Origin of the sequence: Microbacterium sufflavum, assembly GCF_023101165.1 — a bacterium.
GTDB classification, from domain to species: Bacteria; Actinomycetota; Actinomycetes; order Actinomycetales; family Microbacteriaceae; genus Microbacterium; species Microbacterium sufflavum.
The window spans coordinates 319,684-339,512 of record NZ_CP078076.1 but is presented as its reverse complement, the minus strand read 5'-3'; the positions used below and the strand labels follow the sequence as shown (position 1 = coordinate 339,512).

Annotated in this window: 19 protein-coding genes; 8 read left to right on the top strand and 11 right to left on the bottom strand. The window is 71.8% G+C overall.

The features are described from left to right. The 6 genes from KV394_RS01760 to KV394_RS01735 all read right to left on the bottom strand — a co-directional run bounded on the left by KV394_RS01760 (nucleotide 1) and on the right by KV394_RS01735 (nucleotide 5,674). On the bottom strand, nucleotides 1-873 hold the full coding sequence (locus KV394_RS01760; protein ID WP_247982135.1) for a PaaX family transcriptional regulator: 873 nt from the start codon (nucleotides 871-873) through the stop codon (nucleotides 1-3). Next, nucleotides 863-2,104: a kynureninase gene (locus KV394_RS01755; protein ID WP_247982134.1), complete on the bottom strand. Its 1,242-nt coding sequence runs from the start codon at nucleotides 2,102-2,104 to the stop codon at nucleotides 863-865. The genes KV394_RS01760 and KV394_RS01755 overlap by 11 nt, the downstream gene beginning before the upstream one ends. 1 nt (nucleotide 2,105) lies before the next feature. Continuing rightward, a complete protein-coding gene (locus KV394_RS01750) occupies nucleotides 2,106-3,071 on the bottom strand; it encodes an amidohydrolase family protein (protein ID WP_247982133.1) in 966 nt (321 codons plus the stop codon). A 1-nt stretch (nucleotide 3,072) separates the two neighbouring features. After that, nucleotides 3,073-3,924, bottom strand: a complete 852-nt coding sequence (locus KV394_RS01745; RefSeq protein ID WP_136034845.1) for a tryptophan 2,3-dioxygenase — start codon at nucleotides 3,922-3,924, stop codon at nucleotides 3,073-3,075. A 49-nt stretch (nucleotides 3,925-3,973) separates the two neighbouring features. Further along, nucleotides 3,974-5,029 (bottom strand): alpha/beta hydrolase, encoded by a 1,056-nt coding sequence (locus tag KV394_RS01740; RefSeq protein WP_247982132.1) that lies wholly within the window; start codon nucleotides 5,027-5,029, stop codon nucleotides 3,974-3,976. Nucleotides 5,030-5,149: 120 nt separating this feature from the next. After that, nucleotides 5,150-5,674, bottom strand: a complete 525-nt coding sequence (locus KV394_RS01735) for a TetR/AcrR family transcriptional regulator (protein ID WP_136044257.1) — start codon at nucleotides 5,672-5,674, stop codon at nucleotides 5,150-5,152. A gap of 80 nt (nucleotides 5,675-5,754) precedes the next feature. Between KV394_RS01735 and KV394_RS01730 the strand changes: the two genes are divergently transcribed. After that, nucleotides 5,755-6,465, top strand: coding sequence for an MBL fold metallo-hydrolase (locus KV394_RS01730; RefSeq protein WP_247982131.1), 711 nt, complete (start codon nucleotides 5,755-5,757; stop codon nucleotides 6,463-6,465). A 110-nt stretch (nucleotides 6,466-6,575) separates the two neighbouring features. On the opposite strand, the gene KV394_RS01725 is transcribed toward KV394_RS01730, so the two are convergent. Genes KV394_RS01725 through KV394_RS01715 form a run of 3 tightly spaced genes read right to left on the bottom strand, consistent with a single transcriptional unit; the run spans nucleotide 6,576 to nucleotide 9,903 of the window. Beyond that, entirely contained in the window at nucleotides 6,576-7,145 is a 570-nt protein-coding gene (locus tag KV394_RS01725) for a cysteine hydrolase family protein (protein WP_247982130.1), read from the bottom strand. Further along, on the bottom strand, nucleotides 7,142-8,584 hold the full coding sequence (locus KV394_RS01720; RefSeq protein ID WP_136044894.1) for a purine-cytosine permease family protein: 1,443 nt from the start codon (nucleotides 8,582-8,584) through the stop codon (nucleotides 7,142-7,144). The genes KV394_RS01725 and KV394_RS01720 overlap by 4 nt, the downstream gene beginning before the upstream one ends. Nucleotides 8,585-8,619: 35 nt before the next feature. Then, nucleotides 8,620-9,903 carry a M18 family aminopeptidase gene (locus KV394_RS01715; protein WP_247982826.1) on the bottom strand — a complete coding sequence of 428 codons (1,284 nt, stop codon included), beginning with the start codon at nucleotides 9,901-9,903 and terminating at the stop codon, nucleotides 8,620-8,622. A gap of 231 nt (nucleotides 9,904-10,134) precedes the next feature. On the opposite strand from KV394_RS01715, the gene KV394_RS01710 reads away from it, so the two are divergent. Next, the gene (locus KV394_RS01710) at nucleotides 10,135-10,995 is read left to right on the top strand and encodes an EamA family transporter (protein ID WP_136034858.1); all 861 of its coding nucleotides are present in this window, start codon (nucleotides 10,135-10,137) and stop codon (nucleotides 10,993-10,995) included. Nucleotides 10,996-11,160: 165 nt separating this feature from the next. On the opposite strand, the gene KV394_RS01705 is transcribed toward KV394_RS01710, so the two are convergent. Next, on the bottom strand, nucleotides 11,161-11,817 hold the full coding sequence (locus tag KV394_RS01705; RefSeq protein WP_240744674.1) for a response regulator: 657 nt from the start codon (nucleotides 11,815-11,817) through the stop codon (nucleotides 11,161-11,163). A gap of 226 nt (nucleotides 11,818-12,043) precedes the next feature. On the opposite strand from KV394_RS01705, the gene KV394_RS01700 reads away from it, so the two are divergent. Continuing rightward, on the top strand, nucleotides 12,044-13,186 hold the full coding sequence (locus KV394_RS01700) for a sensor histidine kinase (RefSeq protein WP_136044895.1): 1,143 nt from the start codon (nucleotides 12,044-12,046) through the stop codon (nucleotides 13,184-13,186). Nucleotides 13,187-13,425: 239 nt separating this feature from the next. On the opposite strand, the gene KV394_RS01695 is transcribed toward KV394_RS01700, so the two are convergent. Next, a complete protein-coding gene (locus tag KV394_RS01695; protein ID WP_247982129.1) occupies nucleotides 13,426-14,169 on the bottom strand; it encodes a GntR family transcriptional regulator in 744 nt (247 codons plus the stop codon). 169 nt (nucleotides 14,170-14,338) lie between these two features. Here KV394_RS01695 and KV394_RS01690 point away from each other — a divergent pair, with 169 nt between their 5' ends. From KV394_RS01690 to KV394_RS01665, 5 genes are all read left to right on the top strand, one after another. After that, nucleotides 14,339-15,268, top strand: coding sequence for a phosphate/phosphite/phosphonate ABC transporter substrate-binding protein (locus tag KV394_RS01690; protein ID WP_136036454.1), 930 nt, complete (start codon nucleotides 14,339-14,341; stop codon nucleotides 15,266-15,268). Between the two features lie 119 nt (nucleotides 15,269-15,387). Next, on the top strand, nucleotides 15,388-16,215 hold the full coding sequence (phnC, locus tag KV394_RS01685) for a phosphonate ABC transporter ATP-binding protein (RefSeq protein WP_136036455.1): 828 nt from the start codon (nucleotides 15,388-15,390) through the stop codon (nucleotides 16,213-16,215). Further along, on the top strand, nucleotides 16,212-17,981 hold the full coding sequence (gene phnE, locus KV394_RS01680; protein WP_247982128.1) for a phosphonate ABC transporter, permease protein PhnE: 1,770 nt from the start codon (nucleotides 16,212-16,214) through the stop codon (nucleotides 17,979-17,981). The genes phnC and phnE overlap by 4 nt, the downstream gene beginning before the upstream one ends. Next, nucleotides 17,978-19,117: a TIGR03364 family FAD-dependent oxidoreductase gene (locus tag KV394_RS01670; RefSeq protein ID WP_282187133.1), complete on the top strand. Its 1,140-nt coding sequence runs from the start codon at nucleotides 17,978-17,980 to the stop codon at nucleotides 19,115-19,117. Before phnE ends, KV394_RS01670 begins: the two co-directional genes overlap by 4 nt. After that, nucleotides 19,114-19,821, top strand: a complete 708-nt coding sequence (locus KV394_RS01665; protein WP_247982127.1) for an HAD family hydrolase — start codon at nucleotides 19,114-19,116, stop codon at nucleotides 19,819-19,821. The genes KV394_RS01670 and KV394_RS01665 overlap by 4 nt, the downstream gene beginning before the upstream one ends. Nucleotides 19,822-19,829: the final 8 nt, after the last annotated feature.

Sequence of the window (19,829 nt, the reverse complement as noted above, 5' to 3'; positions counted from 1 at the left end):
TCAGCGCCGGTCCGCCACCGCCGGGTCCGGGGTGTCCGCCCGATCCACCCCGGCCGCCGTGACGGCGCGCACGTGCGCCAGCGCCGGCGCGGACAGCTCGGCCGACAGCGCCGTGAAGCGCTCCACGCTGCGGGCGCCGGGCCAGTCCGTCGGCAGCATCGACGCGGGCAGCCCGGGGTCGGTGTAGGGCAGCACGCGCCATCGGTCGAGCAGGTGCACATACGCGGCGAACGGCTCGGGCGGCAGCGTGCTGAGCGACGCCTGGAAGGCGAGGTGCTCCGTCCGCAGCGCACCCAGGTCCCACCACTGCGCTGCCGCCTCCACGAGGCTGCCGGCGGGAGCGGGGGCCACGGCGTCGAACAGCGTCGCCCACTGCCGCGCGCCGAGCTCTTCCAGGATCTGCGTCGCCTCGTCGCGCAGGTGACCGGGGCAGATCCACAGGGCGGGTGACACCACGCCCGCGCCGATCCACTGCAGCCGGCGACGCAGCTGATGCCGCACGCTGCGGGCGCTCTCCGGGATCGAGAACGACACCAGGCACCACGGGTCGGTGTCGCCCATCTGCCGCATGGTGAAGATGCGCCGGTCGCCGCGCTCCAGCATGGGCAGCGCCTCCGGGTTCAGGCGGTATCCCGCGGTCTCGCCGCGCTCGGCCAGCAGCAGCCCCTTCTGCTTCAGGCGCGTCACGCCCGTGCGGGCCTGGGCGGCCGGGATCCCCAGCTCGCCCGCGAGGTGCACGAGATGCGCGGCGGAGATCCAGCCGCCGAGGGGCCGCAGATACAGCCCGATCAGCGTCCGCAGCAGCGACGCCGTGCTGCCGGGGCGGGCATCGATGTCGTCGCGCACGGCGGTCGCCGCCGCCTCAGTCGTCATCGGACTCCAGGGCGTCGCGCACGGCCAGCACGCCCGTGATCGTCTCGACGTGCGAGGTGCTGAGCGGGGAGAGTCCGAGGCGGATGCCGTCGGGGAAGCGGAAGTCGGGGATGATGCCGTCCGCCCAGAGCCGGCGGGTGACGTCGCGGAAGTCGGGGTGGCCGATCGTCACATGCCCGCCGCGTCGCGCGGAGTCGCGGGGGCTCAGCAGCCGCACGCCGAGCGGGGCGAGCACCTCGTCGTACGCGCGCACCGCGAGATCGGTCAGCGACTGCGACTTGGCCCGCACCCCCGCGATCGTCGACTGCTCGATCAGGTCGAGCATCCCCTGCATCGCGAGCATCGAGGTGACGGGCGGCGTGCCGCTGAGCAGCTGCCGGATGTCGCCGCTCGGCACGTACTCCGGCCCCATCGCGAAGATGTCCTCCGCGCTCCACCACCCCTGGATCGGCTGCCGGAGCACCCCCTGCAGCCCGTGGCGGAGGTACGCGAACGCGGGGGAGCCCGGGCCGCCGTTCAGGTACTTGTAGGTGCAGCCGACCGCGAGGTCGACGCCCCACGCGTCCAGCTGCATCGGCACGACGCCGGCCGAGTGGCACAGGTCCCACATCATGAGCGCCCCCGCCTCGTGCGCCGCCGCCGTGATGCCCGGCATGTCCGCCAGCGCGCCCGAGCGGTAGTCCACGTGGCTGAGCGACACGAGCGCGGTGCGGTCGGACACCGCGGCCGTCACGTCGTCCACCGTCACGCCGTGCACCGGGTCGGGTTCCAGCCAGCGGATGGTCAGCCCCGTCTCGGCGGCGACGCCCTCGGCGAGGAACCGGTCGGTGGGGAAGTTGCCCGTCTCGATCACGAGCTCCGTGCGGGCGGGGTCGGCGGCGGCCGCGGCGCGCATGAGCTTGTAGATGAGCACGCTGGTCGAGTCGGCCACGACGGTCTGCCCGGGGGCGGCTCCGAGCGCGACCTCGCCGATGCGGTCGCCCAGGCGCATCGGCAGTGCCATCCACTGCTCGTCCCACGAGCGGATGAGCCGGGTGCCCCAGTCCTCGCGCACGAACGCGGCGAGCTTCTCCGGCATGTCCCGCAGGGGGCGGCCGAGGGAGTTCCCGTCGAGGTAGGCCGTGACCCCCGGCGCCTCGGCGAACGCGTCGAGGTGCGCGGCGAGCGGGTCGGCCGCGTCGAGGGCGCGGGCGGCGTCGAGCAGGGCGGCGTCGGAGGAACGGTCGGTCATGTCACACCTTCAGGTCGGCGGGGGTCAGCGGGCGGGCGTCGAACGGATCGGTCGAGCCGTCGGGTAGCAGGAGCAGCAGCGCGCCGGGCTGCAGCGGGTCCACGGGGGCGAGGGCGCGCAGCAGGGCGGCGTCGTCGAGCCCCGCGCGGCGGAGGGCGTCGAGCTCGGCGGGGTGGAGGTCGACCGGGGTGGGGCCGTTGCCCATGTCGGTGCCGTAGAGCACGGTGCCCCCGGCGGCGTGGAACCGTCGCACGTTGTCGACGGCGATGCGCAGGGCGGCGGGGTCGTGGATCGCGAGGGTCGAGATCCAGGAGACCGAGGCCGCGTGGCGGGCGACCTCGGCGTCGTCGAGGCGCTCGGTGAACGGCGCGTGCGCGAGGCGGGCGGCTCCGAGGCGTACGGCCCGCTGCGCCTCGTCGGGGCCCTCGGCGTGCACGACCACCGGCAGGCCGTGCGCGTCCGCGCGCTCGACGATCGCGTGGACGAGCGCGTCGGCGAACACCGGACCGGCCGTGCTGTTGCCGGCGACCTTGAGGAGGGCGACCCCGGCGGCCGCGAGCTCATCGACCGCGGCGACGGCGGCAGCCTCGTCCGCGACCTCCCGCACCGACCCCGCGGGGGCCCAGTCGCGGTCGGACGGGTAGCCGCCGGGCGGGGTGAGGAACGCTCCGGCGTACCGGACCTCGACGGCGTGATCGGGGGTGGCCGAGGTGTGCACCGCGAGCTCACGCAGCACCGCGGGGTTCCCGCCCAGGTCGTCGACCCGGGCGAGGCGCGAGGTGCGCAGCAGGGCGTGGTCGACGAGCTGCAGGTGCACGTGGTGGTCGGTGAAGCCGCCGACGACCCCGCCGGGGACGCGAGGGAGGCCGGGGGCCGGAGTCTCGGCGCGGAGCCGCACGTGTTCCGCGGTCGCCTCGACGACGCCGTCGCGCCACCGGGTGCCGTCGAAGTACGTCGCGGCGTGCATCTCAGCCGCCGATCTCGGTGCGGACGGTGTAGAGCTCGGGGAAGAACGTGAGGTCGAGGGCGCGCTGCAGGAATCCGACGCCGCTGGAGCCGCCCGTGCCGACCTTCATGCCGATCGTGCGCGACACGGTCTTGAGGTGCCGGAACCGCCAGAACTGGAAGTTGTCCTCCAGGTCGACCAGGTCTTCGCACGCCTCGTACAGGTCCCAGTGCGTGCCGGGGTCCTGGTAGATGGCGCGGATCGCGGGGACCAGCGCCGGGGTCTCGCGGTAGGGCTCGCGCACGTCTCGGTCGAGGATCTCGGCCGGAACGGGCAGTCCGCGGCGGGAGGCGTAGCGCAGGAACTCGTCGTACAGCGTGGGCTTCTCCCACTCGGCGGTGAGCAGCGCCAGGTTCGCGGGATGGTCGCGGAAGACGCCGAGCATCTTCTCGTTCTTGTTGCCCAGCGCGAACTCCACGGCGCGGTACTGCACCGACTGGAAGCCGGACGAGGTGCCGAGTGAGCCGCGGAACTGCGCGTATTCGGTCGGGGTGAGGGTGGCGAGCACGGACCACTGCTGCGTCATCACGTCTTGGATCTTCTTGACCCTGGCGATGCGCTTGAGGGCTTCACGCAGGTCGTCGGCGGCCAGCAGCGTGCGCGCGGAGGACAGCTCGTGCAGCACCTGCTTGAGCCACAGCTCGGTGGTCTGGTGCTGGATGATGAACAGCATCTCGTCGTGGTGCTCCGGCTGGCTCACGGGGTGCTGTGCGGTGAGCAGCTGATCCAGGGCGAGGTACGAGCCGTAGGTCATCCGTCCGGTGAGGTCGGTGACGATGCCGTCTTCCAGGGCGCGCTGGTTCTCCGGGTGCATGCGGAAAACATATCACTTCTGTGGCGACCGTCACGGGAGTGAAATGTTCTCAGCGGGTGGTGTGCTTCCCCAGGAACGCGATCGTCTCGTCCAGAGCGGTCCGGGCATCCGGCAGGTCGAGGTGGAACTGGTACTCGTGCGGCAGGGCGGGCTCGTGATCCATCGGCCAGAACAGCGTCGTCACCTCCACACCCAGGGACTCGAGGCGCTTCGCCATCGGGATCGACTGGAGCCAGGTGAGACCGTCGCCGTTGCCGCCGGAGATGTAGGTGGCGGGGAAGTCCGCCGTGACCCAGTCGAGCGTCGACATCGTCGACCCGGTGGAGTCCTCCGCCCAGGTCTTGGTGCCCGAGTACGCCCACATCGCGGTCTTGAGGCCCCAGCCGGCGATGCCGTCGAGCTCGGCCAGGGCCGCGAGGTCGTACACGCCGCAGTTGAGGATCGTGGCGGCGAGCTGGTCGGCCTTCAGCGACGGGTCGATGCCGACGATCTCGGCGTAGTCGGGGTTGGTGATGAGCGCGGCCATCTGGCTGGCGAGCTGGCTGCCGGCGGAGTCGCCCGCGAGCACGATCTGGTCGGGGTCGATGCCGAGTTCCGCGGCGTGCTCGTCGATGTAGGCGAGGGCCTGGTCGAGCTGCCGCACGGCGAGCGGGTACACGCCCTCGGGCCCGATCGTGTAGTTCACCCCGACGGTCGTGTAGCCCTCGGCCGCGAGGATCCGGAGGTACGGGTCGACGTTCTCCTTCTCGCCCGAGATCCAGGCGCCCCCGTGGATCCACACCACGGTCGGCAGTGGACCGTCGGCGTCGGCCGGGCGGAACACGTCCATCGTCGTGTCGGTGCCCGCGTCGCCGTACGCGATCCCCTGCTGCACGTCGAGCGCGGTGTCGGGCACGTGCTTGTCCATCTCGGCGGCGGTCTCGTCGCCGCCCTTCGTGAACACCGCGCGGATGACCATGGCGGACGGCCAGGGGGTGAGGCTGCTGATGAGGGCGACCACGGCGGCGACGGCCACCACGATCACCACGATCACCTTCGTGCGGTGCCAGGGCTTCCGGGCCCTCGTGGGGTGGACGGACTCTCCGGTGTGCGCGTCGGTGCTCATGGACCCTCCCGGCAACAGTGTGCCAGTATTCCGGCCCGTCGAATCGCCGGTGCGGGCGGGTGTGTCCTGGCGCCCCGTGCGATCGCGGCCGTCCCTGCGGCCCCGGGCCCGGGGAGGGGCTCAGCGGGAGAGACCGCCGATCAGCTGCCGAAGGCCGTAGGCGTAGGCGCGGTCGACGTCGCCGCCCAGGCGGAAGGCGCCCGCGAGCTCCATCTGCAGGAACCCGGTCGCCCAGGCGGTGAAGAGCCGGGCGGCATCGAGGGCGTCGTCGTCGCCGACCCTGGCCGCGCACGCCCGGATGACCGGTGCCGCCGTGCGCTCGAGGGCCTCCTGCGGCACGGGTACAGCGAACATCAGCCGGAAGCCCTCGGGGTGCGTGTGCGCGAAGGCGCGGTAGGCGGTGGCGAGCTCGGCGAGGTCGTCGCCGACCCTCTCGAGGCCCTCACCCAGCGCGTCGACCGTGGCGGTCGCCACCGCGGCGAGCAGTGCCTCGCGATCCTTCACGCGCTTGTAGAGCGAGGGGGCGCGCACGCCGACGCGCGTCGCCACGGCCTGCATCGTGAGGCCCGAGGGACCGGACGCCTCGAGGATCTCTCGTCCGGCGGTCACGATCGCGTCGGTCGTGGTGCGTTCGGGGGTCGGCATGCATCCTCCAGCGATGGCTATTGACAGTAGCCATCATAGCTACGTATCGTAGCTATCGCAATCATCCGAGAGGACCCGCCATGCAGCTCGCCCCGCACCTCCACCGCCTCGGCAACGACATCGTCGCCTCGTACCTGATCGACCTGCCCGAGGGCATCACGCTCATCGACGCCGGTCTACCCGGACACTGGAAAGACCTGCAGCACGAGCTGTCCGCCATCGGTCGTCCGCTGTCCGACGTCCGCGGTCTGGTGCTCACCCACGGCGACAGCGACCACATCGGCTTCGCCGAACGCCTGCGCCGCGAGACCGGCGTGCCCGTGATCATCCACGCCGCCGACGCCCACCGCGTGCGCACGGGCGAGAAGCCCCGGACGCCGATGGGGCCCGCGCGCCCGCTGCCGATGCTGGGCTTCCTCGCCTACGGCCTGCGCAAGAACGCGCTGCGCACGCCACACGTCGCCTCGGTCGTCGAGGTGGACGACAGCGCGGTGCTCGACCTGCCCGGTGCCCCGGTGGTCGTCGGACTGCCCGGCCACTCGCCCGGCAGCATCGCGGTGCACGTGCCGGCGGTCGACGCGGTGTTCGTGGGCGACGCGCTCACCACACGGCACGTGCTCACCGGGCGCGAGGGTGCCCAGCCGGCTCCCTTCACGGATGCACCCGCAGAGGCCCTGGCGTCGCTGGACCGGCTGGCCGCGCTCGACGCGTCGTGGGTGCTCCCCGGGCACGGCGCTCCCTGGCGCGGCTCCCCGGCCGACATCGCCGCCGCCGTCCGCGCCGCCGTCTGACCCCGTCCGCTCCGGTCGCGGTGCCCCGGTCGCGGTGCCGGGCGCGGTGCCGGATCGAAAACGCGCCGGGGGAGGCTTCGCGCGGCCCGTTTTCCACCCCGCACGCGGGGTCAGCGCGACAGGAGGGCGGACGTCTCGGCGACCGTGATCTGCGGCGGGTAGAGGCTCATGACCTGCACCGCGGCGGCGTGGTTCTCCGCCGTGGAACCTGCGCAGGCGTCGGCGGCGACGGTCACCCGGGCCCCCGCGTCCGCGGCAGCGAGCGCCGTGGAGATCACGCAGCAGTCGGTGGACACGCCGGCCAGCACCACCGGCGCGCCGTGTCCCACCACCGCCTCCAGCTCCGCGCCCCACTTGCCGAACGTGGGCAGGTCGAGCGTCGGGTGCGGGGACAGCCCGCGCGCCGCGGGAACCAGGTCGAACAGTGCGTCGTCGGCCGGGCGGTCGGCGAAGGGCCACGCGGCGAAGTAGTCGCCCCAGGAGGTGGAGCGGTCGGCCGTGGGCAGCCACCGCGTCACCAGCACGCGGTCGCCGAACCCGTCGGCGAGCCGCCGGATGTTGCCCATCGCGTCGTCGAAGAACGGCGACCCCCACGCGGAGTCGGGCGAGGCGAAGATGTGCTGAGGGTCGATCACGACCAGCCAGGCGTCCCGCGAATCCGGGCCGGCGGTCGTGGTCACGCCGCCTCCTGCCGCCGGATCTTCCCCGCCCTGGCGAACCAGGTCACGACGAACGACAGCACGAGCGCGAAGAACACCCCGAGGTTGGCGTACGCCCAGTCGCCGTCCGCGCCGCCGACCAGGAACAGCAGATACCCCTGCCAGTTGTTCCACGGGGCGGCCTCGGCGAAGCCGTTGAGCACGAATCCCCAGCCGATCACGCTCGCGACCACCAGGGTGACGATCGAGGTCCAGTCCCAGGCGCCGTAGCGGCCGCGGCTGTCGAACAGCGCCTGCTCGTCGTAGTCGGCGCGGCGGCGGAGGATGTCGGCGATCAGGATGCCGGCCCAGGAGGCGAGCGGCACGCCGAGCGTGATGAGGAAGCTCTGGAACGGGCCGAGGAAGTCGGTCGCGAAGAACACCACGTAGATCGTGCCGAGCGTGAGGATGACCCCGTCGATCGCGGCCGCCGACGGGCGCGGGATGCGGATGCCGAGGCTCAGCAGGGTCAGGCCGGAGGAGTAGATGCCCAGCACGGCGCCCGACACGAGCGCGAGGACCGCGGTGAGCAGGAACGGCACCAGCACCCAGAGCGGGAGGATGCTCGCGAGGGCGCCGATCGGGTCGGCCGCGATCGCCGTCAGCAGGTCGTCGTCGGAGCCGCCGAGCAGCAGGCCGAACACGACGAGGATGACCGGCGCGACCGAGCCGCCGACCGTGTTCCAGGCGACGATCGCGCCGTCGGAGGCCGTGCGCTTCTGGTAGCGCGACCAGTCCGCGGCGATGTTGATCCAGCCCAGGCCGAACCCGGTCATCACCATCACGAGTGCGCCGATCACCTGCCCGATGCCGCCGTCCGGACGCGCGAGCACCACGCCGAGGTCGATGCTCGGGATCGCGAGGACGATGTAGAGCACGGTCACCACGCCGGTGACCCAGGTGAGCACCGACTGCAGGCGCATGATCGTGTGATAGCCCAGCACGGAGGCCGTGACGATGAGCGCGGCCACCACGACGGTCGCGACGATCTTGAGCCACAGGCTGTCGCCGTCGCCGCCGAGCTGCGTGATCACGGTCGCGGTGGCGAGCACGGCCATGATCGCCAGGAACGTCTCCCAGCCGATCGAGGTGAGCCACGAGACGATGCCGGGGATCTTCTGCCCCTGCACGCCGAACGCCGCCCGCGAGAGCACCATGGTCGGCGCGGAGCCGCGCTTGCCCGCGATCGCGATCAGCCCGCACAGCAGGAACGACACCACGATGCCGATCACCGACACGAGCGTCGCCTGCCAGAACGAGATGCCGAAGCCGAGCACGAAAGAGCCGTACGACATGCCGAACACCGACACGTTCGCGGCGAACCACGGCCAGAAGAGGTCGCGCGGCTTCGCGGTCCGCTCGGATTCGGGGATGATCTCGATGCCTGCGCGCTCGATGAGAGCCGGCCTGATGTCGGTCATCTGCTCATGATGGCACTGCTGCGCCCGTGCAGGGCTCAGCCGGCGAAGAACGCTCCGGCCACGCGTGTCAGGTCGTGCAGGTCGCTCACGCCGGCGAGCTCCCGCGCCGAGTGCATCGACAGGATCGGGATGCCCACGTCGACCGTGCGGATGCCCAGGCGCGTCGCCGTGATCGGTCCGATGGTGGAGCCGCAGGGCACGCCGTTGTTCGACACGAACTCCTGCGTGGCGACGCCCGAGCGCTCGCACCACTCCCGCCAGGCGGCGCTGCCGACCGCGTCCGTGGCGTAGCGCTGATTGGCGTTGAGCTTGAGGATGGGGCCGGAGCCGAGCACCGGCTGCACCACGGGGTCGTGGCGGCCGACGTAGTTGGGGTGCACCGAGTGACCCACGTCGCTCGACAGGCACCACGACGCGGCGTAGGCCCGACGGCGGGCCGACGCGTCGGCGCCCAGCCCGTCGTAGACCCGCTCCAGCACGTCCTCCAGGAACGGGCCGGCCGCGCCGGAGCGCGACTCCGACCCGAGCTCCTCGTGGTCGAACGCGGCGAGCACCGCGATCGGCGCACCAGCGGCGGGCTCGTGCGCCTGCAGCGCCACCACGCCGGCGTGCACGGAGGCGAGGTCGTCCAGGCGACCGGAGGCGAAGAAGGCGCTGTCCTTGCCGAACACCGCGCCGCGTGCCGCATCGGCCACCACCACGTCGTAGCCGCGGATGTCAGACGCCGACACCTCGGCGGAGGCCGCGAGCTCCGCGAGGATGTCCGCCTCGGACGGGTCGCCCAGTCCCCAAACGGGCTGCGTCTCGGTCTGCTTGTCGAGCGCGAGGCCGTTGTTCACGCCGCGGTCGAGGTGGATCGCCAGCTGCGGCAGTCGCAGCAGGGCACCCGTGTCGGCGAGCACGACGCGGCCGTCGGCGAGGGCCAGGCGACCGGCGAGGCGCAGCTCCCGGTCGAGCCAGGAGTTCAGCAGCGGGCCGCCGTAGACCTCGACCGCCGCCTGCAGCCACCCGCGGACACCGGTCGTGGGCTGCGGCTTGAGTTTGAAGCCAGGGGAGTCGGTGTGGGCGCCGAAGACCTGCACGGGCGTGGTCGCGGTGGCGTCGGCGGGGACGACCCAGGCGATCGCGGCTCCGTCGCGCACCACGACGTACCGCCCGCCCGTGGCGGACGGCCACGCGTCGTGCTCGTCGAGCCGCGTGAACCCGGCGTCCTCCAGGCGACGGGCGACCTCGGCCGCGGCGTGATAGCTGGAGGGGGAGGCGGCGACGAAGTCGGCGAGGTCCTCGGCGTGGGCGAGAGCGACCGGGGTGACGGGCATGGGCATGACCTTCCTGCGCGGGGTGTCTTTCGAGCGTAGTCGCGACCGGCGTTCCCCTCCGGTTCGCCTCGGACGGCTAGGGTGGTCCCGATAGCGCCTAGGGTTCCGGGGTCCGCACCCGTCTGGTCCGAGCGGCGCCACGGTCCGCTCCCGTGAGCGGGCCGTCATCTGACAGGACAAAAGCCCGGAGGACCCTGTTCGTCGTGCCCGCGCCGAACGGAAGGGTCTGTCGTGTCCCCACTCGCCTTCGTCCTGGTCCTCGGTGCCGCCGTCGCCCACGCCGCCTGGAACGTGATCGCGCACGGCATCAGCCGCGCCGGCTCGCCGTTCCTGTGGTGGGGCGCGGTGGCCAGCACGGCCGTGTGGATCGGGGCGGTGCCGTTCACGGGGGGCCTCGGCACGTCCGACCTCGCCTCGTTCGCCCTCGGGGTGGGTGTCTCGGCCGTGCTGCACGTGGTGTACATGGCGGTGCTGCAGCGCGGCTATCGCGAGGGCAGCCTGTCGACCGTGTATGCGACGGCGCGCGGGACCGGTCCCTTCCTGTCGGTGATCGTCGCGGTGCTGCTGCTGGGGGAGCGGCCGTCGGGCATCGCACTGGTCGGCGTCGCCGCGGTGATCGTCGGCGTGGTGGCGGTCGGGCTGGTCGACCGGGGGAGCGGCGGAGGGCGGGGCGTCGACCTCGGCCTGGTGTTCGGGCTGCTGACGGGCGTGGCGATCGCGGTGTACACGATCTGGGACACGCATGCGGTGCGCACGTGGAGCCTGTCGCCGGTGGCCTTCATGGTGGGCACGACCCTGCTGCAGGTGCCGTTCTACTCGATCGCGGTCCGTCGCCGCTGGCCCGCGGTGTGGGCGCTCGGGCGTGCCCAGTGGCGCCGCATCCTGGCGTTCGGTGTGCTGTCGCCCCTGTCGTACATCCTCGTGCTGTCGGCGATCCAGATCGCTCCGGTCGCGCTGGTCGCGCCGTTGCGCGAGGTGAGCGTGGTGCTGGTGAGCCTGTTCGGCGCGGTCGTGCTCAGGGAGTCGCGGCCAGGGTGGCGGGTGGGCGCCTCGCTCATCGTGCTGACCGGCATCGTGCTGCTTGCGCTGTGACCCCCGCGGTTCCATTCTGGAGATGGCGCGGGGTGGAAGAACGACAGCCCTCGGACCGTCGACGCCGACGGTCCGGAGATGGATGCAGGTGTGAGCACTCTCCCGGATCCCCGCGGCGCGCGCGGTGCGCCAGCGGAATGCCCGCGTGCCGCGCGAGGCACGGGGTCAGCGGAAGGTGACCAGTCCCGCGTGCGCGGCCGTGACGAGGATCTGCACGCGGTCGCGCAGGTGCCACTTCGACATCATGCGCCCGAGGTGCGCCTTGACCGTGCCCTCCGACACGATGAGCGCCTTGGCGATCTCGGCGTTCGACATGCCCTTCGCGAGGCACTGCAGCACCTCTTCCTCACGGTCCGTGAGCGGTTCGAGGGCATCAGCGGCGGTCGCGGCGGGCGTGGAGTCGCGCACGTGCCGGATCAGCATGGAGGCGATGCGCGGGGACAGCGAGCTCTGGCCGGCGAACACCTCGCGCACGCCGGTCACGATGTCCTCCGCGCTGGAGTCCTTGAGCAGGTAGCCCGACGCCCCGGCGCTCAGCATCGGCAGGACCGTGTCGCTGCCGTCGAGGGTGGTCACGGCGAGGATCCGCACATCGGGCCACCGTTGCGCGATGGCCGCCGTCGCCTCGATGCCGTTCATCTCGGGCATCTGGACGTCCATCATGACGACGTCCGGCTTCTCCCGCTCCACCGTGCTGAGGGCCTCCCGACCGTCCTCCGCCTGCGCCACGACCGTGATCTCCGGCGCGCGCGACACGAAGTGGGACAGCGCGGAGCGGACCAGTGGATCGTCATCGACGATCACGACGCGGATTTCCTGCATGGAGGAAGCCTAACCGCGCTGCACCCGCGGATCCGCGCTGTAGACCTTTGGCCATCGAGGTCTGGACTCAAGACAGATGTGCCCGCTCAGCGTCGTCGAGAAGATGAATACAGACATCGACAAACGACTACAAAATGGAGGTGAACGTAATGACTTTCTGGCAGCAGGTTGGCAAGTTCTTTGGTCTCGTCCGCTAGAGTACCTGGCGAATAGGAGATAGTGAACCATGGCCTTCGACCATTCGATTCGCGGGTCTGCGGATACTCTCCGGCTGGTCCGGGGCGAGAAGCTCAGTCCCATCGAGCGGATCGTCGTCCTGGTGATCATCTCCATCACGATCGCCGTCGATCTCATCGGGTTCATCACCACCCCCGGGGTCAACCCGGGAGCAGTGCTGGTGAGCATCGCTTCGACGGCCGCGTTCGCCCTCTACCTCTGGAAACCGCTCATCGCGACATGCGCCCTCGGCGTCGTGTTCGCCCTCTCTTTCTTGGCAGGAACCGAATCCCAGGTCCTGACCGCCGCCGCTGTCGCGGCCGGATTGGTCATGAGGCTCGGCTGGACTTCGCTGATCCTGTCGTACACCGGCGCGTTCCTCGTTTCGGCCGCCGTCGTCGCCATGGGCGACGCCGACGCCGGCGTGAACGTCGCCCTCTTCTTGGTCTTCGCCGCTGTCGCGGGAGCCGTCGGCTTCGCGCTGCGGATCGCGTTCGCACGTGGCAGCCGCCTGGAGCGTCAGCTCGAGGCAGCGGCCGAACAGGAACGCGAAGCAGTGCTCGCCGAGCGGCGTTGGATCGCCGGCGAGTTGCACGACAGCATCGCGCACCACCTCACGGTGGTGTCGCTGCACGTGCAGATGCTCGAGGACCCCGGAACCAGTGACGATTCGCGTGAGGCCATCCGGGTGGCCGCGCGCAAGGCCATGACCGATCTCCGGTTCGTGATCGAGCTGGCCGACGACGGGCCCCGGTCGGCAGGCATGCCGACGGGCGACCTCGTCGCGGCGATCGACGAAGCACGCACCGAGTTCGCGGCCGCCGGGCACACGGTGGTGTGCGAAGGCGACCCGGGCGACGAGCGCATCCCGCGCGCCGTGGAGATCGTGCTGGCGCGCATCGTGCGCGAGTCCGCCACCAACATCTTGAAGTACGCCGGCGAGGGCACGGTCGAGATCCGTCTCGCCGTGGACGACGACACCGCGCACCTGACCCTGCGCAGTCCCCTTCCGACCACGCCCCGCCGCGAGCTCTCGTCGAGTCGCACGGGCCTCGGCCGCATGGCCGAGCGCGTCATGGGCGCGAGCGGTGAGTTCAGCGCGGGGGAGGTCGACGGGCACTGGCTCGTGTCGGCCGCACTGCCGGTGGCCTGAGGCGCTACAGTGGCAGAGTGCGCTGCGTGTGCACGAACAGACCTAGACGAAAGTCTAAAAAGGTCTCGACTTTCGGCACTTCAGAGCCCAATTCGCACCGGCATATGCTGAAAGCTCCCCAGATAAAGCGTCCCCAGCGCTGCGATCGCGGGCGCGATCTTTCTGGCTTCTGAACACTCCCGTGCCCGCGATCGCGAATCTGTTTCCGGGCCCTTTCCCCTGCGGCCGAATCCCTCTCCTCACGCACCCACGGCGCGCATGAAGTGCCCATCGGTCGAGATGCCGGACGCCGCCACCGTGAACCGGACCACCTCGCTGAGGTAGCGGTCCTCCGAGGCCTCGAAGACGCGTCCGTCGGCGTCGCGCGACGTGCGCGTGAGTCGCAGGATCGGTGCGCCCCGCGGAACCCGCAGCAGGCTCGCGTCCTGCTCGTCGGCTGCGACCGCATCGATCTCGTGCCGCAGCGTGACGATCGGATGCCCGAGGGAGGCCAGGTACTCGGTGATCGAGACCTCGTCCAGATCGACCTCGAACAGCCGACGCCCGACGTCTTCGGTGTAGGCGAGGCGCTCCAGCATGGTCGGCCGCCCGTCGAGGAGGCGCAGGCGGACGACGCGGACGATGGTGTCGTCACGCCCCACGCCGAGCGCGGGGCCCAGGTCGCCGGCGCGGCGCAGGCTGAGCTCCTGCGTCTCGGCGCCGGGGGTCACGCCGAGCTCGCGCGCCCAGCGCGTGAACGGCACCGACACGTCGACCGCCTGGTTCGCCTTGCGCGCGACGACGCGCGCCGGGCGTCCGCGACCGGTCTCGATCAGCCCCTCGGCGCGCAGCGCCGCGAGCGCGTTGCGGATCGGGCCGCGGGAGGTGTGCCAGCGCTCGGCGAGCTCGGCCTCGGTGGGTACGTCGTCGCCGGGGCCCAGCGTGCCGTCGGTGATCCGGGCGCGCAGGTCGTCGGCGATCTGGGTGTACACAGCTTCAGCCACATAGGTACATTACTTCGCCATCGGGCGGAGGCCGCGGATGGTCGGTGAGTGTTAACCCAGGCGACTGGCGGGTGAACGCGCCCTGAACTCTTCCAAGATAGGTATACATCTGAAGACCGGGCCTGTCAGAGTCGTCGAGGATCACCCCTCCCACCCTGAAAGGTCCACCATGAAGCTCCGTGCTCTCCCCGCCCTCGCCGGCGCTGCGATCCTCGCGCTCGGCCTCGCCGCCTGTGCCGGAACGGCCGAGGCCACCGACGCCCCCGGCGACGCACAGTCCGCCGGCGCGAGCGGGTTCGCCGTCGACGAGAACACGCTGGTCTTCGGCGTCGTGCCCGACTCGGTCGACACCGAGACCAACTACCAGCCCCTGATGGACTACATCGCCGAGGTCACCGGGAAGACCGTCGAGTACCACGAGTCCACCGACTACGCCGCGCTGATCGAGGCCGCCGTCGCCGGGAAGGTCGACGTCGCGTCGTTCTCCGGCTTCACCTACGTGACCGCCACCAACAACGGCGCGAAGCTCACGCCCATCTCGTCGATCATCACCGAGGAGGGCCAGGAGCCCGGCTACTACTCGCAGGCGATCGTCCCCGCCGACAGCGACATCACCAGCCTGAAGGACTTCGCCGGCAAGAAGGTCTGCTTCGTCGACCCGTCGTCGACCTCCGGCTACCTCTTCCCCTCCTACAACCTGCTCGAGGCGGGCATCGACCCCCAGGCCGACATCACGCCGGTCTTCGCGGGCAAGCACGACGTGAGCGTGCAGAAGGTCGGCGAGGGCGTCGAGTGCGAGGTCGGGTTCGCCGAGGACTCCGAGGTCGAGAAGTCCGACAAGGTGAAGGTGATCGACGAGACCATGGTGCCCGGTGCGCCCCTGGTCTACTCCTCGTCCCTCCCGGACGAGGTCGCGCAGGAGCTCGTCGACGCGCTCGGTGAGGTCACGATCGACGACATCATCGCCGCGGGCATCGACGGCGCCGACTCCGACGCGTTCCGCAGCGTGTTCTACGCCACGAAGCCGGTCGACGACGCGTACTACGACCTGATCCGCGACATCTGCGCCGAGACCGAAGCGGAGCAGTGCAAGGCCTGACGGCCTGATGTGCCCGTCGTCTCGCCGGCGCTCGCTCAGGAACCCGACTGCGGTTCCTGAGCGAGCGCAGCGGGACGAAGGGCCTCGCACCGGACCCGACCGCACGACAAGGAGATGCCATGACCGCGGCCACCGACACCCTCATCCGCCTCGACGGCGTGACCAAGACCTTCGGCAGCACCACGGCTCTGAGCGACGTGTCGCTCACCGTGGCCCGCGGCGAGATCGTCGTGCTGCTCGGCCTGTCCGGCTCGGGGAAGTCGACGCTCCTGCGACACCTCGACGGGCTCGAGGTGCCCACCGCCGGCACGGTCGACGTGCTCGGCGCCGCGGTCCCCGCGCTCCGCGGTCGGGCGCTGCGCGACCTGCGCAGCCGCGTCGGCTTCATCTTCCAGCAGTTCGAGCTCGTGCCGTCGCTGACCGTGCTGGAGAACGTGCTCACCGGCTCGCTCTCGCGCGTGCGCGGCCCCCGCCTCGGGCTCTGGGGCTACTCCCGCAGCGCGAGGCTGACCGCTCTCGAACACCTCGACCGGGTCGGGCTGCTCGACCGGGCGTACCAGCGCAGCGACACCCTCTCCGGGGGACAGCAGCAGCGCGTGGCCATCGCCCGTGCGCTCATGCAGAAGCCCGACATCCTGCTCGCGGACGAGCCCGTCGCCTCGCTCGACCCCGAGTCGAGCGAGCAGGTCATGGCCCTCATCCGCCGCATCGCCGCCGACGAGGGGCTCACCGTGGTGTGCAGCCTGCACCAGGTGGACCTCGCCATCAGCTGGGCCGACCGCATCGTGGGGCTGAGGCACGGCGAGGTCGTGCTCGACACCCCCACCGACGGCCTCAGCAAGGCGGAGGTCATGGAGATCTACGGACGCGTGGCCACGACGACCGCGGAGATCACGGCCGTGCAGGTCGAGCTCGCCGACGCAGCCACCCCGGCGGGCGTGGCATGACGGCCCTGGACACGGCGGCGGCGCCCGGCACCCGCGGCGGCGCAGCACCGCGCGGGGGTGCACCCACCGGTTCGGGCGGGGCGACCGTCGCGGCCCGTGCGCCCCGGCGCCGGCCCTCCCCGGAGCGCATCGCCGCGGGACTCACGCTCGTCGCGCTCGTCGTGCTCGGTGTGCTCGCGGTGCGCGACGTCGACATCTCGATCCCCGCGATGGTGCAGAGCTGGGGCAACGCGCAGAACTTCCTGGCCCGCGTCGGCGGCCTCTCCTTCCCGGAGCCCGGCGAGCTCCTGTGGCTCATCGCGCTGACGGTGGGCCTCGTGCTCGTGGGCACCCTGCTCGCCGCGGTGCTGTCGGTGCCGATCGCCTACCTCGCCGCCTCCAACACCACCCCGGGAGCGGGCTGGCGCGCCGCGGCGCGGTTCGTCGGCGTGCTGACCCGCGCCCTGCCCGACGTGGTGCTCGCGATGGCGTTCGTGCTGATGTTCTCGCTCGGCACCCTGCCCGGCATCCTCGCGATCGGCATCCACTCGATCGGCATGATCTCCAAGATGTTCGCCGACGCGATCGAGCAGATCGACGAGGGGCCGCGCCTGGCGATCCGGGCCGCGGGCGGCTCGAAGCTGCAGGAGTTCACCGCCGGCATCCTCCCGCAGGTGCGGCCGAGCTGGGTCGCGACCGTGCTGCACCGCAACGACATCAACCTGCGCGGCAGCGTCGTCCTCGGCTACGTCGGCGTCGCAGGGCTCGGTCTGGAGATGTCGTACGCGTTCAAGGCGCTCAACTACGGCAAGGGTCTCGGCATCGCGCTCGTGATCTTCGCGCTGTGCATCGCGATGGAGGTCGTGTCGAGCCTCGTGCGCGGGGCCATGCTGGGCGATCAGCGGCAGACGCGCTCCTGGATGGACCGCCTGGTGCACCCCCGGCTGCGCCGCACGACCGCGCCCACCGCCGCCCGGTCGGAGTGGGCAGCGACACCGCAGACCGCCCTCCGCCGCCCCTGGACCGCGCAGCGCGTGCGCCACACCCTCGCCGGGGTCGCCGCCGTCCTGGTCGTGATCGGCAGCGTCGCGGTGAGCCAGATCACCTGGCTCGACCTCTTCACGTTCTGGGCCAAGCTCCCCGAGGTCGCCGCGCGCTTCTGGCCGCCGTCGTTCGGGAACTACGACGCGCCCGCGATGCTGGAGGCCATGCGCGAGACCGTCGCGATCGCGCTCGCCGCGACCGTGCTCACCCTGCTGCCCTCTCTGCTGCTCGGCTCGCTCGCCGCCCGCAACGTCGCCCCGAACGGAGCCGCGCGAGGGACCGCGCGCCTGCTGCTCGTCGGCATCCGCGGCATCCCGGAGCTCATCCTCGCGATCGTGCTCGTCGTCATCACGGGACTGGGCGCCCAGGCCGGCGTCATCGCGCTCGCTATCGGCGGCATCGGGTTGCTGGGCAAGCTCATCGCCGACTCCCTCGAAGAGGTCGACCGCGGACCGGAGCGCGCACTGCGTGCGGTCGGTGCGACCCGCCTGCAGACCTACGCGGCCGCCACCGTGCCGCAGGGGACCAGGGCGCTGATCGGGCACAGCTTCTACATGCTCGACACCAACATCCGTGCCGCCACCATCCTGGGCATCGTCGGCGGTGGCGGCGTGGGGTACTACCTGCTGAACGCCAGCCAGGGCTCCCGCTACGAGACGGTGACCGCGATCGTCCTGATGATCCTGGTGACCGTGCTCGCGGTGGAGGGTCTCGCGATGTGGATGAGGAAGGTGTTCCGATGACCCGCGCGAACGACACCGCCGACGTGGTCGTGATCGGTGCGGGCATCGTGGGGCTCGGCGCCGCGTACGCCGCCGTCCGCCGGGGGCTGCGCGTGATCGTGCTCGACCGCAGCGACCGGCCCGTCGGTGCGACCGTGCGCAACTTCGGGCACCTGTGCATCGGCGCCCAGGGCGGAGACGCGCGGCGCTACGCCGACACCTCGCGCGAACTGTGGCTGCGGCTCGCCCGCGACGCCGGGTTCTGGCTGCGCGAGTCCGGCACGCTCGTGGCCGCCAGGCACCGGGACGAGCTGGACGTGCTGGAGGCCGCGGCGCACGATGGCGGCATCCGGATGCTGGACAGCGCCGAACTGCGCCGCCGGGCGCCGCTGCGCGCGGAGGGGCTGCACGGTGGCGCGCTCATCGATGCCGACCTGCAGACCGATCCGCGCACCGCGGCCGCCGCGATCGTGCGCCACCTCGCCGCGAACGGTGTGGACTTCCGCTTCCGCACCGCCGCGACCCGCCTCGCCGACGGACGGGTCGACACCACGCGCGGTCGCATCGACGCCGGGGTCGTGGTCGTCGCCGTGAACCACGACCTCGACCAGCTGCTGCCCGAGGTCGCCGAGCGGCACGGTGTCGCCCGCTGCGCCCTCGACATGATGCGGGTCGCGGCGACCCTCCCGCGACCGCTCGACGCGCCCCTGCTCACCGGGTGGTCGCTCATCCGCTACGGCCGGTTCGCCGCGACCCCGCAGGCCGCGGCGCTGCGCGAGCGCCTACACGCCGAACGCCCCGACCTCGCCGCGCTCGACCTCAACCAGATGTACACGCAGCTGCCCGACGGCACCCTGATCCTGGGCGACTCGCACGCGACCGCGACCGCTCCCGCGCCGTTCCAGCCCGAGGCCGCGTTCGCCGCGTTCCTCGCGGAGGCTCTGGCGCTGTTCGACATGCCGGAGCCGCGCGTGATCGAGCGGTGGCAGGGCGTGTACGCCAAGGCCCCGGGCGAGTTCCTCGTCGACCGCGGCGACGACGGCACCCTGGTGATCGCCGCGACCACCGGCATCGGCATGACCTGCGGGCTCGGACTCGCCGAGCTCACCCTCGCCTCGGCCCTCGGCCGGGCACCCGCCCTGGAAGGAACACCATGACCACTCCCATCGAACTCGTCGTCCTCGACATGGCCGGCACCACCGTGCGCGACGACGGCGTGGTGGAGCAGGCGTTCCAGCGCGCCGCCGAGCGCACCGGGGTGGCCGCGCGGCTGCCGTGGGAGGAAGCGCTCGACCACGTGCGCGCCACCATGGGGCAGTCGAAGCTCGACGTCTTCCTGCACCTCGCCGACGGCGACTTGGCCGCCGCGCAGCGCGCCACCGCCGCGTTCGAGGACGCCTATGCGGAGATCGTCGCGGAACACGGCGTGACCGAGATCCCCGGGGCCGCGGACGCGATCCGGAGCCTCAAGGACGCCGGACTCGCCGTGGCCCTGACCACCGGATTCGCACCAGTGACCCGGCAGGCGCTGCTCGACGGGCTCGGATGGGGCGACCTCGTCGACGTGGCGCTCTCACCCGCGGACGCGGGCCGCGGCCGTCCGGCGCCCGACCTCGTGCTCGCCGCGCTCCTGCGCTGCGGGGCCTCGGCGGTGGACGCGGCCGCGGTGGTCGGCGACACCGTGAGCGACGTGCAGTCCGGGCGCCGCGCCGGGGCCGGGTTCGTGGCGGGCGTGCTCACCGGCGCGCACGACCGCGCAGCCCTGAGCGGCGCGGGAGCCCACGCCGTGCTCGCCGACGTCACCGCCCTGCGCGGCGCGCTCGCCCAGCGCGACCTGCTGCCCACCGTCTCCGCGCGCTGAGCATCCGG

Bases quoted from the DNA above. Each gene is read 5' to 3' on its own strand.
- KV394_RS01745 (WP_136034845.1), bottom strand. From the start codon at position 3,924: ATGCACCCGGAGAACCAGCGCGCCCTGGAAGACGGCATCGTCACCGAC.
- KV394_RS01665 (WP_247982127.1), top strand. From the start codon at position 19,114: ATGACCACTCCCATCGAACTCGTCGTCCTCGACATGGCCGGCACCACC.
- KV394_RS01735 (WP_136044257.1), bottom strand. From the start codon at position 5,674: ATGCCGACCCCCGAACGCACCACGACCGACGCGATCGTGACCGCCGGA.
- KV394_RS01760 (WP_247982135.1), bottom strand. From the start codon at position 873: ATGACGACTGAGGCGGCGGCGACCGCCGTGCGCGACGACATCGATGCC.
- phnC (WP_136036455.1), top strand. From the start codon at position 15,388: ATGACCGCGGCCACCGACACCCTCATCCGCCTCGACGGCGTGACCAAG.
- KV394_RS01705 (WP_240744674.1), bottom strand. From the start codon at position 11,817: ATGCAGGAAATCCGCGTCGTGATCGTCGATGACGATCCACTGGTCCGC.
- KV394_RS01715 (WP_247982826.1), bottom strand. From the start codon at position 9,903: ATGCCCGTCACCCCGGTCGCTCTCGCCCACGCCGAGGACCTCGCCGAC.
- KV394_RS01670 (WP_282187133.1), top strand. From the start codon at position 17,978: ATGACCCGCGCGAACGACACCGCCGACGTGGTCGTGATCGGTGCGGGC.
- KV394_RS01720 (WP_136044894.1), bottom strand. From the start codon at position 8,584: ATGACCGACATCAGGCCGGCTCTCATCGAGCGCGCAGGCATCGAGATC.
- KV394_RS01700 (WP_136044895.1), top strand. From the start codon at position 12,044: ATGGCCTTCGACCATTCGATTCGCGGGTCTGCGGATACTCTCCGGCTG.
- KV394_RS01730 (WP_247982131.1), top strand. From the start codon at position 5,755: ATGCAGCTCGCCCCGCACCTCCACCGCCTCGGCAACGACATCGTCGCC.
- KV394_RS01750 (WP_247982133.1), bottom strand. From the start codon at position 3,071: ATGCACGCCGCGACGTACTTCGACGGCACCCGGTGGCGCGACGGCGTC.
- KV394_RS01755 (WP_247982134.1), bottom strand. From the start codon at position 2,104: ATGACCGACCGTTCCTCCGACGCCGCCCTGCTCGACGCCGCCCGCGCC.
- phnE (WP_247982128.1), top strand. From the start codon at position 16,212: ATGACGGCCCTGGACACGGCGGCGGCGCCCGGCACCCGCGGCGGCGCA.
- KV394_RS01740 (WP_247982132.1), bottom strand. From the start codon at position 5,029: ATGAGCACCGACGCGCACACCGGAGAGTCCGTCCACCCCACGAGGGCC.
- KV394_RS01690 (WP_136036454.1), top strand. From the start codon at position 14,339: ATGAAGCTCCGTGCTCTCCCCGCCCTCGCCGGCGCTGCGATCCTCGCG.